Genomic DNA, 13,202 nt, shown 5'->3' with positions numbered 1-13,202 from the left:
GGCTACATTTGGCTTATGAAGACCGTTTCGATCCGCGATGCGAAGAACCGCCTGACCGAGCTTGCCCGCGAGGTCGAGCAAGGCGAGACTATTGTCGTGACGCGAAACGGCCGGCCGGCGTTCGATCTGGTGCCGCATCAGAAGCGCGGCGGTTTGGATCTGGAAGCCGGCGAGGCCTATCTTCGTTCCAAGGGGGTCACGAGGACGGAGATGTACATCGCCGATGACTTCGACGACCCTTTGCCGGAAGATTTTCTTCTCAAGCCGCTGCCGTGACCATGCGTGTGCTGCTCGACACGCACATGGTAATCGCGATCGCACAGAAGAAGCTGACGGAACGTTTTCCGCGTGTCGAGCAGGTGCTTTCGAATGGTACGGTCAGCGGCTTCGTCAGCGTCGCCAGCCTCTGGGAAATTGCCATCAAGACAAGGCTTGGCAAATTGCAGCCGGGATTGCCCCTGGAGACCATTCCCATCTATCTCCGGGAGGCGGGGCTGACGATCCTGCCCGTCGACGTCCCGCACGTCATCACCGCCGCCGACCCGGAGCCGGAGACGTGCGATCCCTTCGACCGATTGCTGCTGGCGCAATGCAAGGTCGAGGGCCTGCAACTTGCGACAGTCGACCGTCTGCTCGTCGATCATCCGCTGGCGCTGCGACTTTAGGCTCATGTCCCGATTCAAGGCCTTAGTGCGTTGATTCCGCTTTGCCTCGCAAGTCGTTGAATTCCGATTCAAAACGTGACGAGGAGCGATGGTTCGGCCGGTGATCTACGGTTGCGGGCAGCCGCCAAACCCACTAGATATCCGGCATCAAGTTTAAGTTGCCGCTTCGGGGGGCCGGGATTTTGCAGCAGAGTGCGGTGATCGTCTGTTCGGATGTCAACATGCTGCCGGCCGCTTGCTGCACGCTGCTTTCCGTCAAGCGCAATCTTGGGGCTTCGCCAGCGGAGTTCTTGCTTCTCGGCATCGACCTGAAGCCGAGCGAAATCGCCGAGGTTGGAAATTTCGCGCGGTTGCACGATATGGCGATCACCGTGCTGCCCTATAATACGCCGGAAACGGCAAAGCAGGCGCGAGGCCGCTGGTCGGCTGCGACACTGGCGCGGCTCTACATGGATCTGCATATTCCCCATGATATCGAGCGCCTGCTTTACCTCGACGCCGACGTGCTGGCGGTGGCACCCGTCGGCGAACTCTTCACCAGAGATTTTCAAGGCAAGGCGCTTGCCGCGGTCGACGATTATGTCATGGCCTTTCCTGAGAAGGCCGGCGCCCGGCAGCGAAAGATCGGCATGCGCGAGGGCGGCCGCTATTTCAATGCCGGCGTGCTGCTGTTCGATTGGTCGGCCTGCCGGGCGAAGGGGCTCTTTGCCAGGACTCGGGAGATATTCCAGGAGCGGTCGCATCTTTTCGAGAATAACGACCAGGATGCGCTGAACGTCAGCTTCGACGGCGACTGGCTGGCGCTCGATCCGCGCTGGAACACGCAGACGGGCCTCCTGCCTTTCGTCGGCCAGCCGGCGATCGTTCATTTCACCGGCCGGAAAAAACCGTGGCAGGCGACCGTTCCCTGGGTGCACCGGCAGATGGCCAGGCGTTATATCGAGGATCTCCGCGACACGCCGTGGGCTTCCTTCTGCAGACAGCCGTCGATGACGGGCCGGGTGGCGGGCTTTCTTTCGCATGTGGGAAAGCAGATCGGCGGGCTGACGCGACTGGCACGGATGCGCGCCTATTTCAGCAACAGCTAGTAAGGCGCGTCCTTGGAAAGTGCATGTGAGCCGATATGGAATCGATCCCCAACGATATCAACACCGTGGCTGCCGCAGATGGCGGATTGCATTTCCTGACGCCGGAAGCGTGGAAGGCGCTGCTGTCGCACTATTCCCACATCGTGCTGGTGGCAAACAGCGAGGCGGTCGATTTCGAGCGGCTGCGAAGCGAGTTGCCGGAGACAGCGCTCTACGTCTTCTTCAACAATGTCTACAAGGTGCTCGATGAACCCTTCGCCGGCCATGCGGTGCTGGTTGCCCGCAGCGGCGTGATGGGCGCCAACATCGTCCACCGGCGCGAGGCGGCGGATGTCCTGCGCTTCTTTGCCGGCGACAGTTTTCTGGGCGTCGTCAATATCCGCGTTTCCCCCGAGGAAAACTTCAGCGAGGAGAGCCGCTTCAACGGTGCCAGAGCCCGTCACCTCGACCTGACGCAGATGATCGGGGATCTCTATCCGACAGGCAAGATCGCGACGAGCGGCTTTGCGCTGGCGCTCTGGCTCGCCGAGTTGCAACTGCCGGGCAAGATCCTGCTTGCCGGCTTTTCGGCAAAGAGAAGCGAGAAGTGGAAGGTTTTCGACGTGCACGATTGGACGTTCGAGCAGATATTCCTGCGTCTCTTTGCCAGGATGGGCACGATCTCGATGATGGGTGGCGTCGATGCCAGCCCCTATGCGGCGCTCGCCAAACGATTTCCACAGGTGCCGCCGATCGAGATTGCGATGACGGCGGCCGAGGTCCTGTCGGAGCGACTTCACAATGCCAACAGCCAGATCGACAGGCTGATGTCCGTCACCAAATCCATTCGGGCCGTCGAAGGTTTCTTCCGGCGCTTCAAGCCGAAAACCCGTAAGCAGCGTTTCCTCGAAAAGTCGAAGGAATAACGGTCGCAGATCCGTGCTGACAGGCGTTGGCTGCCATTAAGGCTGTTCGAATATTGGGTTTAAGCGCGCTGCCTTCAAAGCCCCAGCCCCGTCAGCATGACGAAGGTGGCGAAGAGGATGAAATGGGTCATGCCTTCGATGGCGTTGGTCTCGCCGTCGTTAAGATTGATCGCGGCGGCAATCAAGGTGATCGTCACCATCACCGTCTGCACCGGGGTCATCGCCATGATGAAGGGCTGGCCGGTATAGAGTGCGATCGCCTCCATGACCGGCACCGTCAGGATCACCGTGGAGAGGGAGGCGCCCATCGCAATATTGACCGTCGCCTGCATGCGGTTCCTGAGGGCTGCCCTCAAGGCGGTGAGAATTTCGGGGGCAGCTGAGATCGCCGCGACGACGACCGCGGTCACCGCGATCGGCGCGCCGCTGTCGCGCAGACCCTCCGTCATGAGGGTGGCCATGAACTCCGCCAGCAGGCCGATGATGACGACGCCGACCAGAATGGTGGCAATCGAGATTGCGGTCGATTCGTCGGGGCCATGCTCGTCCGGACCTTCTTTCTTCCGTTCGGAGCGCGGATAACTGTAGCTGAAGAAATAGCTGTGCTGGCCGACCTGCATGCGCAGGAAGAGGCCGTAGAGCGCAATCATCGCGACGATGGTGAAGGCGGAATAATAGTGCCATTTGTCGCCGGGCACGAATTCCGGCACGATCATCGAGATGCCGATGGCAGTCAGGATCATCACGCCGTAGGTCTTGCCCGAATTGTCGTTGTAGGGCTGTTCGCCATGCTTGAGGCCGCCGAGCAGGGCGGCGAGACCCAGAATGCCGTTGATATCGAGCATCAGGGCGGAATAGATCGTGTCGCGCACCAGTGTCGGCGAACTCTCGCCGCTCATCATGATCGCGAGAATGATAACCTCGACGGCGACGGCCGACAGCGTCAGGATCATCGTGCCATAGGGATCACCAACCTTCACGGCGAGCAGCTCGGCGTGATGGGCAACGCGGATCGAGGCGAGAACGATGGTGCCGACCAGGGCGGCGGCCGCGATCAGGGCGATGCCGCGTCCCATCTCGATCACCGCGTGTTCCAAGAAATAGGCGATCGCTGCAACGACAAGTGCCGCGACCAGAAACTTCTCTTCTTTCAAGCGTGATGCAATCCCCAAGCTTCAGCTCCTGTCCCGATCCATGCGTTTTATCTAAGTCACTGATTCCGCATATCAAGCAAGCATCGATCCAGTCCCATTTGCAGTCTTCGGCGTTTAATGGAATACTGATGTCATCGGGGCCGAAAAGCAGATCGCGGCGTCCTCGAATTCTCGTCAAGCGGCCGCGATGATCCGGATCCTGTCCGGAAGCGTGCGAATGCGCAACAAGAAGATGAGGAGACGAATGCATGATCAAGGTGGTCTACGAAGTCGTGCCGCATGACGGCGGTTGGGCCTACCGGCTCGGAGGCGTCTATTCCGAGGCATTCCCGACCCATGCCGAGGCAGTCGAAGCTGCGCGTATCGTCGCGGCCGAACAGCAGGTCGGCGGCGATTCCGCCGAGATCAGCTGGCAGGACGAGAACGGCAAGTGGCATGAGGAATATGCCGAAGGCGGCGACCGGCCGGAAACCGAGGTGGTGGACGGCCAGTGGAAGGACCGCTCGGCCGAGGCCTCGCAAGGCATCTGAAGCCTAATCGTCGCCCGTTAAAGCCCGCGCGACGATCGTGTCGACGAATTCGCGCTTATGTGCCGTATAGCGATCGCCGTCCATCCTGAATTCGGCTGCCAGCCTGCGTTTGAGCGCGGCATAATCGGCCGCTGCCTGCGGATGCGCGATGAGATAATCCCGGAAAGCCAGCCTGTTTCGATGCGTGCCATTGCCGAGCGGGCAGAGGTAGACGCGCTCCCGCGGCACGGAACCTCGTGATAAAAATGCCCAGACCTCGGCGTCGTAGCGATTGCCGCGCGGTTCGTAGCCTTCTGCCAGAAGCACATCGGTGGCACCCTCGATGTGCCCGAGGCCGGGAAGAACGATGTCGATATCGATCAGCGGTTTGGCACTCATGCCTGATATGGACGTGCTACCGATGTGATCGATGGAGCGCGCCTGCGGCAGCAAGACGAGCAACCTGTCGCGGATGCGCCGAAACGTCTCTGGCCATTGCGGATCGTAGGGCACGAGTTCAACCGGATCGTGGGTCATCATCTTCTTCCGCTACAGCACCCCGCGTCGGATACGCCAGGTTCTAAAGCGCGTCGCGATCTTCAGATTCGCTCCTCGCGCTTTAGGTCTTTGTTTTTACGCATGTCGTTAGCGCAAAACCGCGGCACACTTTTGCGCGACATGCTTTAGATGCTCAATCACGTTGAATTTGCGCATGATTCTTCGCGAAAATCGATTCCGGATTTGGAGGTTATGTGCGGGTCGAATATCGGTGATAGTCCTGAAGCCCCTTGACCAGTGCGTCAAAGGTGGTGCGGCAGCGCGGCGAGGTCTTCAGGCTCTCATGCATCGCCACCCACGTGCCGAGCGGTAGGCCGAAAGCATCGGGCAGCACGTGCACCAGATCGGGGTTTTCACGTGCAAGCCCGATTTGGCAAAGGCCGATGCCGACGGCGGCGCGGATCGCAGCAAGCTGGGCGAGATTGCTGTCGGTCCTGTAGGAGAAATGGATGCCGGGAACCGCGTAGCGCTTCATCACCATACGGACATAGGCCGTCTGCCGGTCGAAGCCGATGAGCCGATGGTTTGCGAGGTCAGCCAAGGTGTGCGGAATGCCGTGTCGTTCGAGATAGCGGCGATGGGCATGGAAGCCGAGCGGGATATCGCCAATGCGGCGCACGACGAGCGCGCCCTGCTGCGGCTCGGCCATGCGCACGGCGATATCGGCCTCGCGGTTCACCAGGTCCTCTATCGTGTCGGAGGCCGACAGCTCGATCTGGAGTTCGGGATATGTCTCCTGCAGTGGACCGAGAAGCCCAGGCAGCACCTCGACGGCGATGACCTCGCTGGCGCTGACCCTGACGGTTCCAGCCACGCGATCGCGCTCGCCGGATGCGGTGCGCAAAAGCGCGGCAGTGGTTGCCGCCAGCGTCTCGGCATAGGGCTTCAGCGCCAATGCGGCGTCGGTCGGCAACAGCCCGTTTGGGGATCGGGTGAAGAGTTCGGCGCCGATTGCCGTTTCCAATGCGTCGACATGGCGGCCTATGGTCGGCTGCGTCAGCCCCAACTCGCGGGCGGCGGCCGAAAGCGACCCTTGCTGAAGCACGGTCAGGAAAGCGCGGTAGAAATCCCAGCTGGGTTCGGTGCTCATATATTTTTGTATAGCAGCTGCATTTATTTCGTCAATTTTGTTTATTTAGGGCCGGTGGCATAGTCCTTCCATTCAAGCGAAGGAGATGATTGTCATGACCAGCGAAATGAAGAAGACGGCCCTCGTTCTCGGCGCCACCGGCGGTATCGGCGGCGCGGTTGCCCGCAAGCTGCTTGCGCGCGGCTGGCGCATCCGGGCGCTCAACCGTGACGCCGCCAAGGTGTCGAGGCGTGAGCCGGCTTTCGAATGGGTGCAGGGCGATGCAATGAATGCCGGTGACGTCCTGAGGGCGGCTGAAGGCGTCAACGTGATCGTCCACGCCGTCAATCCGCCCGGGTACCGCAACTGGGAAACGCTGGTGCTGCCGATGTTGGACAATACGATCGCCGCTGCCCGCACCGTCGGCGCCCGCATCGTACTGCCTGGAAACGTCTACAATTTCGGTCCGGACGCCCTGCCGGCGCCGACGGAGGAAAGCCCGCAGCATCCGCTGACGAAGAAGGGGGCGATCCGCGTCGAGATGGAGAAGCGGCTGGAAGCGGTATCTGAAGCTGGTGTTGGAGCGATCATCGTCAGGGCCGGGGATTTCTTCGGTCCTGGCGCGACTGGAAACAGCTGGTTCTCATCCGGCCTGGTGACACCGGGCAAGCCTATCGGCACGATCAAAAATCCGGGACGGCGCGGCGTCGGTCATCAGTGGGCTTATCTCCCCGACATGGCGGAAACAATCGCTCAGCTTGCCGAGCGGGCTGATCGGCTGCCGCTCTTTGCCGTCTATCATATGGAAGGCTTCTGGGATGCGGATGGCATGCAGATGGTCGAAGCCATCAAACGCGTCGCCGGCGGCAAGGCGAAAATCGGTGGCTTCCCATGGTGGATCGTGCCGCTGGCAGCACCGTTCGTTGCTGTGATGCGGGAGATCCGGGAGATGCGCTATCTCTGGAAGGTGCCGTTGCGGATGCGGAACAGCAAGCTCACTGCCGAACTCGGCAAAGAGCCGCAAACGCCGATCGACGAGGCAGTCAGGGCTTCGCTCGTGGCGCTCGGCTGCCTGCCTGAATCGCATCGTGACATGATGACCGGCTTGATCGCGTCGTCGCATGAAAATGCGGGTTAAGCCTCTAATTCAGCGAGGGCGAGCCGGGCGACTGTCAGAGCCGTCTCCGCCTGCTGCGTGTCTGCGTCGCTGAGGAACCAAGCGGCGGAAAGGCCGGAATAGGCGGCAATCCATTGCAGCAGCCGTTTTGACTCCAGCCGGGCCTCGGCCGAAACGACGGCGAGCTGGCGGCGGAAACGGGCGGGATCGGTGATAACAGGCAGTTCCTCATTGGCGAAGATATTGGCGAAATCGAAGCCGCGCTCGCCATGGAGCCGTTTCGGATCAATCGCCAGCCAGCCACGCGCCTCGAAGTCGAGAATGTTCTCGTGATGAATATCGCCATGCAGGACGGTGAGGTCGCGCTGGTCGGCAAGCAGGGCGTCGGCAATCGCTGAGCAATTGGCAAGCGTGCCGCCATGTTTTTTGGCTGCCGGTTCCAGATCGCGGAACCAACGGGCAAGGGGCACGGGATCAGGAAGCGGTTTTTCGCGCGGCGCATGCAGCCGTGCCGCCGTTCGGCAGAGGATGCGGCTCGCCTCGTCGTCCTCGCCGTTCATCGCCATGGCAAGCAGCGAGCGTTTTCCCATCGCCCTTTCCAAAAGCACGGCGTCGCCTTCCTGGGCATAGACATGAGCAGCGCCATCACCCGCCCACCATTGCATCAACAGCGCGCCGTATCGTTCGTCGATATCGGCCGCCACTTTCAGCATGGCGGGCTTCTCCTGCCAGATGACCGGCAACAGGTGGCTCGAATGAGTGATGATGGGTTCGCCGTCTGATATCAGCGACCAGCGATCAAGATGGGGAGCGAACATGATGGCACCTTACGGAGGCGTGTCGGAAATGGAAATCCCGCCTTTCGGCGGGATTCGCGTTCATGAGGAAAGGCTCAGGCGACCTTTTCGAGGACGGGATAATCGAGATAGCCGTTGGCGGTGCCGCCATAGAAGGTCGACTGGTCGGGCGTGTTCAGCGGCAGGTTCTTCGCCAACCGTTCGACGAGATCGGGATTGGCGATGAAGGGCTTGCCGAAGGCGACGAGATCGGCGCGGCCGCTTTCGACGGTGTCGATCGCCAGTTCCCGGTCATAGCCGTTATTGACCATCCAGTCGGCCTTGCCGCCGGCCTTTTCATAGACTTGGCGCAACGCCTTATAATCGAAGGACGGATTGTCGCCCTGGCGGTAGTCGCGATCGCCGCCGGTCTGGCCTTCGATGACATGGATATAGGCGAGATCGTATTTTGCCAGGCCTTCGACGACATGGGCGAAGGTCGCCTGCGGATCGGAATCGTAGCTTTCACCCGACGGCGTCACCGGAGAGATGCGGATCGCGGTGCGGCCGGCGCCGATTTCTCTCACCACGGCATCGACAACCTCTAGGGTCAAACGGATGCGGTTGTCGATCGAGCCGCCATATTGGTCCGTACGGTCGTTGACGCCGTCACGGATGAACTGGTCGAGCAGGTAGCCGTTGGCGCCATGGATCTCGACGCCGTCGAAACCGGCGTCGATCGCCGCGCGGGCGGCCTTGCGGTAATCCTCGATGATGCCGGGGATTTCGGCGGTTTCAAGCGCGCGCGGCTCGGAGGTGTCGGCAAAACTGCCGCTGCCGTCGGCACTGACCAGATAGGTCTTGGCCTTGGCGACGCGGTCGGTCGAGGAAACCGGCTTGCCGCCATTCGGTTGCAGCGTCGTGTGCGAAATGCGGCCGACATGCCACATCTGGACGACGATCTTGCCGCCGCCAGCGTGGACGGCGTCGGTCACGCGCTTCCAGCCGTCGAGAGCCTCTTTGGTATAAAGGCCGGGCACATTGGCATAACCCTGGCCCTGATGGGTGATCGCGGTCGCTTCGGTAATGATCAGGCCAGCCGTGGCGCGCTGGCGGTAATATTCGACGTTGAGGTCGTTCGGAATTGCGCCCGGCGAGCGGTTGCGGGTGAGCGGCGCCATGACGATGCGGTTCTTGACTGCGATATCGCCGACCTTGGTGGGTTCGAAAAGCTTAGCCATGATGGTCCTTTCTTTTGCGGGAAGTTCACTCAGCGGGGGCGAGGGCGGCTCGGCCCCGGGCGGAGAGATAGGTGAGTCCAGTCGCGCCGAGGCCGATCAGGGCCATCAGGGCTGCGGCGAGCGGCACGCGGGTGAGATCGAAGCCGGCATTGATGACGAGGCCGCCAACCCAGGCGCCGAGTGCATTGCCGGTGTTGAAGGCGCCGATATTGATGGTTGAAACCAGGTTCGGGGCGTCCTTGCCAAAGCCGACGACGCCGACCTGGAGCGCCGGCACGGCGGCAAAGCTTGCTAGTGCCCAGAGGAAGAGCGTGATTTCAGCCGGGATGAAGAAGCGGCTGGTATAACTGAAGACGATCGAGGTGAGGGCGATTGCGGAGAAGACGCCGGCAAGCGTCGCTCCAAGACGCCAGTCGGCAAGTTTGCCGCCGACGAGATTGCCGATGGTCAGTCCGAGGCCGATCAGGAACAGCGTCCAGGTGACGCCTTCCGGCGAAACGCCGGTGACGTCGCGCAGCAACGGGGCGATATAGGTGAAGAGGGCGAACATCGAGGCAGCGAAGAAGACGGTGGTGGAGAGAGCCAGCCACAGGCGGCCATTCTTGAGTGCTGCGATCTCGCGCAGGATACTGCCGTTTTCCTGCTGCTTATCCCTGGGCAGGATGGCGATCAGGCCTGATATGGTGACGACGCCGATGACGGTGACGACCCCAAAGGTGGCGCGCCAGCCATAGGCCTGCCCGATGGCGGTGCCGAGCGGTACGCCGAGAACGTTGGCAAGCGTCAGGCCGGTAAACATCAGTGCAACTGCGCGGGCCTTGCGGTCTTCGGCGACGAGGCCGGCGGCAACGACCGAACCGATGCCGAAGAAGGCGCCGTGGCAAAGCGCGGTCACGACACGGGCGATCATCAGCACCCAGTAGTCGCTTGCCAGCGCGCAAAGCAGGTTGCCGGCGATGAAAAAGGCCATCAGCGCGATCAGGGCGGTGCGGCGCTTCAGCTTGGCCGTCGAAACAGCCATTACCGGGGCGCCGATTGCGACCGCCAGTGCATAACCGGTTACCAGCCACCCGGCCTGCGGAATGCTGACCGAGAGATCGGTGGCGACCTCGGGCAGAAGACCCATGATGACGAATTCGGTGGTGCCTATCGCAAACGAGCTCAAGGCGAGAACGAGGAGGGCGAGGGGCATTTTAAAGGTCCTGCGTCAGTTGCTTGAGGAAGGCGGCGATCGTTTCTTCGTTGCGTTTGTAGAAGATCCACTGACCGACGCGTTTGGTGCTGACGAGGCCGGCGCGATGCAACGTTCCCAAATGGGCCGAGACCGTCGACTGCGACAGGCCGCAGCGCTCGAACTGGCTGGCGCAGACGCCCATTTCGAGGGGATGCTCCTGCGAGGGGAAATGTTGCTCTGGATTTTTCAGCCAGTTCAGAATTTCCATCCGCGTCGGATGGGCGAGCGCCTTGATGATCTCGTCTTTGTCCATCGTCATTCACCGAACTATAAATCGTGTTCTATCGATATATCGATCGTTAGACGTCGATATGCAAATCACGGAGGCGTGAGGCCGCGAGTTTTATGGATTGGGTAAATTTTGGGCAAAAAAAGAGGGCCACCGGAAAACCAGGGCCCTTATAATTGTGAAGGTCAAAAACCTCCAGAGGGGAACAGCTAATGCGGTGGTACTGGGAGAGAAACCACAAGATGCATCAGCTGAAAGGGATATGGTGCTTCCTTAGGCAGGTTTCAATGCTTTTTTTGTGCATATCTGCTATGCGCCGCACAATTTTTTTGCGGTGCGGCATTTCCCGAGGAAGCAAGGCAAAAAAAGAGGGCCACTGGAAAACCAGGGCCCTTTATAAGTGTGAAGGTCAAAAACCTCCAGAGGGGAACAGCTAATGCGGTGGAACTGGGAGGAAAAGCCACCATGTGCATCGGCTATGAGCGATATGGTGGTTTAATGTGCAAACGGCAACCCTTATTTGTGCATGCCAGTTATGCGCATACCGCATAGTATGGAAATCATTCTATAAATCTGGTCTAGATCCGGGTGATTTAAGGCCGGTCCGGCCTAAAAACATCCGAATCTAAATCAAAAGAGCTGAGCATGAGGTCGACCGAAAACCGCGCACACTTTTCGGCATCATGCTCTAGAAGTTCCAGTTTCTGGCCTTGCTGACGATGAAATCGCGAAAAGCTTTCAGCTTGGCGGCGTTCTTGATCTCATCGGGATAGCAAAAATAGGTGTCGAAGGAGGGAACGTCGGCATTGATCGCCAGCTGAATCAGGCCCGGGTCGCGGCCGACGATGTAGTCCGGCAGGCAGGCGACGCCGATGCCGAGCAGGGCGGCGCGCTTGATCGAGGTCTGGCTGTTGATCTGCAGATGCGGGATACGCTTGTTGTCTGACGAGCGGCCGGCGACCTCCAGCCAGTTGACGTCGAGCAGGTAACTCGGTGCCGGCTCACCGAAAGTGATGATGCGGTGATTGTCGAGATCCTCGATCTTCTGCGGCTCGCCATGGCGATTGATGTAGGAGGGGGCCGCATAGACGTGCATGTGCACGGTGAAGAGTTTGCGCTGGATGAGGTCGGATTGCTGCGGCTGGCGCAGGCGGATCGCGCAGTCGGCATGGCGCATGTTCACATCCACTTCCTCGTTGTCGAGGATCAGCTGGATCTGCACATCGGGATAGAGCTGCAGGAATTCCTGGATCTTGTCGGTCAGCCAGCCCTGGCCGAGGCCGACCGTCGTGGTGACGCGCAGCTTGCCGGACGGCGTCTCATTGGTCTCGGTAAGCTGCATCTTCACCGTTTCGAGCTTCAGCAGCACGTCATGGGCAGTGCGGTACAGCAGCTCACCCTGTTCCGTCAGGATCAGGCCGCGTGCATGGCGATGAAACAGCTTTGTGCCGACATCCTGCTCCAGCGCGCTGACCTGGCGGCTGATGGCGGATTGGGACAGATGCAGTTTGTCCGCCGCGTGCGTGAACGAACCCGCCTCGGCAGCTGCGTGAAAAATACGCAGCTTGTCCCAATCCAATGGCATTCCCCCACCCCTCATGCCGATCTTACTCCGCGGCCACAGCGACAGGCATGTGGCCCGTCAGGTATCGCTCGGCTTCAAGCGCTGCCATGCACCCCAGCCCGGCGGCAGTGATCGCCTGGCGGAATGTATCGTCGGTCACGTCGCCGGCGGCATAGACCCCCTCCAGGCTCGTCGCAGTCGAATCCGGCGCGGTCCAGAGATAACCATTGTCCTTCAGCTTCAATTTGTCCTTGAAGAGCTCGGTTGCCGGCGCATGGCCAATGGCAACGAAGACGCCGTCGACGACCATCTCGGTGATCGCGCCGGTCCTGACGTCACGCAGCCGCGCGCCCGAAACGGATTGCGGCATCGGCGGCTTGGCCGGCGTGCCGGTGATTTCGGCCACTTCGGTGTTCCACAATACCTTGACGTTCTCCTTGGAGAACAGGCGTTCCTGCAGGATCTTTTCGGCCCGGAAGAAGTCGCGGCGGTGGACCAATGTCACCGATTTGGCGATGTTGGAGAGATAAAGCGCTTCCTCGACGGCGCTGTTGCCGCCGCCGACCACGATCACATCCTTGTTGCGATAGAAGAAACCGTCGCAGGTGGCGCAGGCCGAAACGCCGAAGCCCTGGAAATGCTGCTCGCTCTCGATGCCGAGCCACTTGGCCTTGGCGCCGGTGGCAATGATCAGCGTATCGGCAGTCCAGACCTGGCCGCTGTCGGTGCGGGCGACGAAGGGGCGCTGGTTCATGTCGACTTCGGTCACGACGTCGTTGATGATCTCGGCGCCGACATGTTTTGCCTGCTGCAGCATCTGTTCCATCAGCCAGGGACCCTGGATCGGATCGGCAAAGCCCGGATAATTCTCCACATCGGTGGTGATCATCAGCTGGCCGCCCTGTTCGAGACCGGCGATCAAAACCGGCTTCAGCATGGCGCGCGCGGCATAGACCGCGGCGGTATAGCCTGCGGGTCCGGAACCGATGATGAGCACCTTGGTATGGCGGGCGGGCATGTCATTTCCTTTCGACTGGCGGGAGGGCGGCGGCTAAGTGGCGATTGCGGCCGTTTCGCGGTCCCTGCGCCATTT

At 60.6% G+C, this 13,202-nt stretch carries 15 protein-coding genes; 6 read left to right on the top strand and 9 right to left on the bottom strand.

The window, feature by feature from the left end; genetic code table 11:
• The first annotated feature begins 15 nt into the window (after positions 1-15).
• The 4 genes from GR197_RS22315 to GR197_RS22300 all read left to right on the top strand — a co-directional run bounded on the left by GR197_RS22315 (position 16) and on the right by GR197_RS22300 (position 2,658).
• Complete coding sequence (locus tag GR197_RS22315; protein WP_164013512.1) at positions 16-276, top strand: type II toxin-antitoxin system Phd/YefM family antitoxin; 261 nt, start codon at positions 16-18, stop codon at positions 274-276.
• Between the two features lie 2 nt (positions 277-278).
• Entirely contained in the window at positions 279-665 is a 387-nt protein-coding gene (locus GR197_RS22310) for a type II toxin-antitoxin system VapC family toxin (protein ID WP_164013719.1), read from the top strand.
• A 182-nt stretch (positions 666-847) separates the two neighbouring features.
• Complete coding sequence (locus GR197_RS22305; protein WP_164013510.1) at positions 848-1,753, top strand: glycosyltransferase; 906 nt, start codon at positions 848-850, stop codon at positions 1,751-1,753.
• A gap of 35 nt (positions 1,754-1,788) precedes the next feature.
• Positions 1,789-2,658 (top strand): 3-deoxy-manno-octulosonate cytidylyltransferase, encoded by an 870-nt coding sequence (locus tag GR197_RS22300; protein WP_164013508.1) that lies wholly within the window; start codon positions 1,789-1,791, stop codon positions 2,656-2,658.
• A 74-nt stretch (positions 2,659-2,732) separates the two neighbouring features.
• Here the strand turns inward: GR197_RS22300 and GR197_RS22295 are convergent, their stop codons facing one another.
• Positions 2,733-3,830: a calcium:proton antiporter gene (locus tag GR197_RS22295; RefSeq protein ID WP_164013506.1), complete on the bottom strand. Its 1,098-nt coding sequence runs from the start codon at positions 3,828-3,830 to the stop codon at positions 2,733-2,735.
• A gap of 230 nt (positions 3,831-4,060) precedes the next feature.
• Between GR197_RS22295 and GR197_RS22290 the strand changes: the two genes are divergently transcribed.
• Positions 4,061-4,342 carry a DUF2188 domain-containing protein gene (locus GR197_RS22290; RefSeq protein ID WP_164013504.1) on the top strand — a complete coding sequence of 94 codons (282 nt, stop codon included), beginning with the start codon at positions 4,061-4,063 and terminating at the stop codon, positions 4,340-4,342.
• A 3-nt stretch (positions 4,343-4,345) separates the two neighbouring features.
• On the opposite strand, the gene GR197_RS22285 is transcribed toward GR197_RS22290, so the two are convergent.
• Together GR197_RS22285 and GR197_RS22280 are read right to left on the bottom strand one after the other, a co-directional pair.
• Positions 4,346-4,861 carry a GrpB family protein gene (locus tag GR197_RS22285; RefSeq protein ID WP_164013502.1) on the bottom strand — a complete coding sequence of 172 codons (516 nt, stop codon included), beginning with the start codon at positions 4,859-4,861 and terminating at the stop codon, positions 4,346-4,348.
• A gap of 208 nt (positions 4,862-5,069) precedes the next feature.
• Positions 5,070-5,969 (bottom strand): LysR family transcriptional regulator, encoded by a 900-nt coding sequence (locus GR197_RS22280; protein WP_164013500.1) that lies wholly within the window; start codon positions 5,967-5,969, stop codon positions 5,070-5,072.
• Positions 5,970-6,063: 94 nt separating this feature from the next.
• Here GR197_RS22280 and GR197_RS22275 point away from each other — a divergent pair, with 94 nt between their 5' ends.
• Positions 6,064-7,086, top strand: a complete 1,023-nt coding sequence (locus tag GR197_RS22275) for an NAD(P)H-binding protein (RefSeq protein WP_164013498.1) — start codon at positions 6,064-6,066, stop codon at positions 7,084-7,086.
• Here GR197_RS22275 and GR197_RS22270 read toward each other — a convergent pair.
• The 6 genes from GR197_RS22270 to trxB form a co-directional block, all read right to left on the bottom strand.
• Positions 7,083-7,883: an aminoglycoside phosphotransferase family protein gene (locus tag GR197_RS22270; protein ID WP_164013496.1), complete on the bottom strand. Its 801-nt coding sequence runs from the start codon at positions 7,881-7,883 to the stop codon at positions 7,083-7,085. The two genes, GR197_RS22275 and GR197_RS22270, sit on opposite strands and share 4 nt — an antisense overlap.
• A 74-nt stretch (positions 7,884-7,957) precedes the next feature.
• Positions 7,958-9,082 carry an alkene reductase gene (locus GR197_RS22265; RefSeq protein ID WP_164013494.1) on the bottom strand — a complete coding sequence of 375 codons (1,125 nt, stop codon included), beginning with the start codon at positions 9,080-9,082 and terminating at the stop codon, positions 7,958-7,960.
• A 25-nt stretch (positions 9,083-9,107) separates the two neighbouring features.
• A complete protein-coding gene (locus tag GR197_RS22260) occupies positions 9,108-10,274 on the bottom strand; it encodes an MFS transporter (RefSeq protein ID WP_164013492.1) in 1,167 nt (388 codons plus the stop codon).
• Between the two features lies 1 nt (position 10,275).
• The gene (locus GR197_RS22255; protein ID WP_164013490.1) at positions 10,276-10,569 is read right to left on the bottom strand and encodes an ArsR/SmtB family transcription factor; all 294 of its coding nucleotides are present in this window, start codon (positions 10,567-10,569) and stop codon (positions 10,276-10,278) included.
• 664 nt (positions 10,570-11,233) lie between these two features.
• Complete coding sequence (locus tag GR197_RS22250; protein WP_003593139.1) at positions 11,234-12,130, bottom strand: LysR family transcriptional regulator VtlR; 897 nt, start codon at positions 12,128-12,130, stop codon at positions 11,234-11,236.
• Between the two features lie 22 nt (positions 12,131-12,152).
• Positions 12,153-13,127: a thioredoxin-disulfide reductase gene (gene trxB, locus GR197_RS22245; protein WP_164013487.1), complete on the bottom strand. Its 975-nt coding sequence runs from the start codon at positions 13,125-13,127 to the stop codon at positions 12,153-12,155.
• Between the last annotated feature and the right edge of the window lie 75 nt (positions 13,128-13,202).

The sequence above is a fragment of the Rhizobium phaseoli genome (assembly GCF_010668805.1).
Taxonomy (GTDB): domain Bacteria; phylum Pseudomonadota; class Alphaproteobacteria; order Rhizobiales; family Rhizobiaceae; genus Rhizobium; species Rhizobium phaseoli_A.
This window is presented reverse-complemented; position numbering and strand designations above follow the sequence as displayed.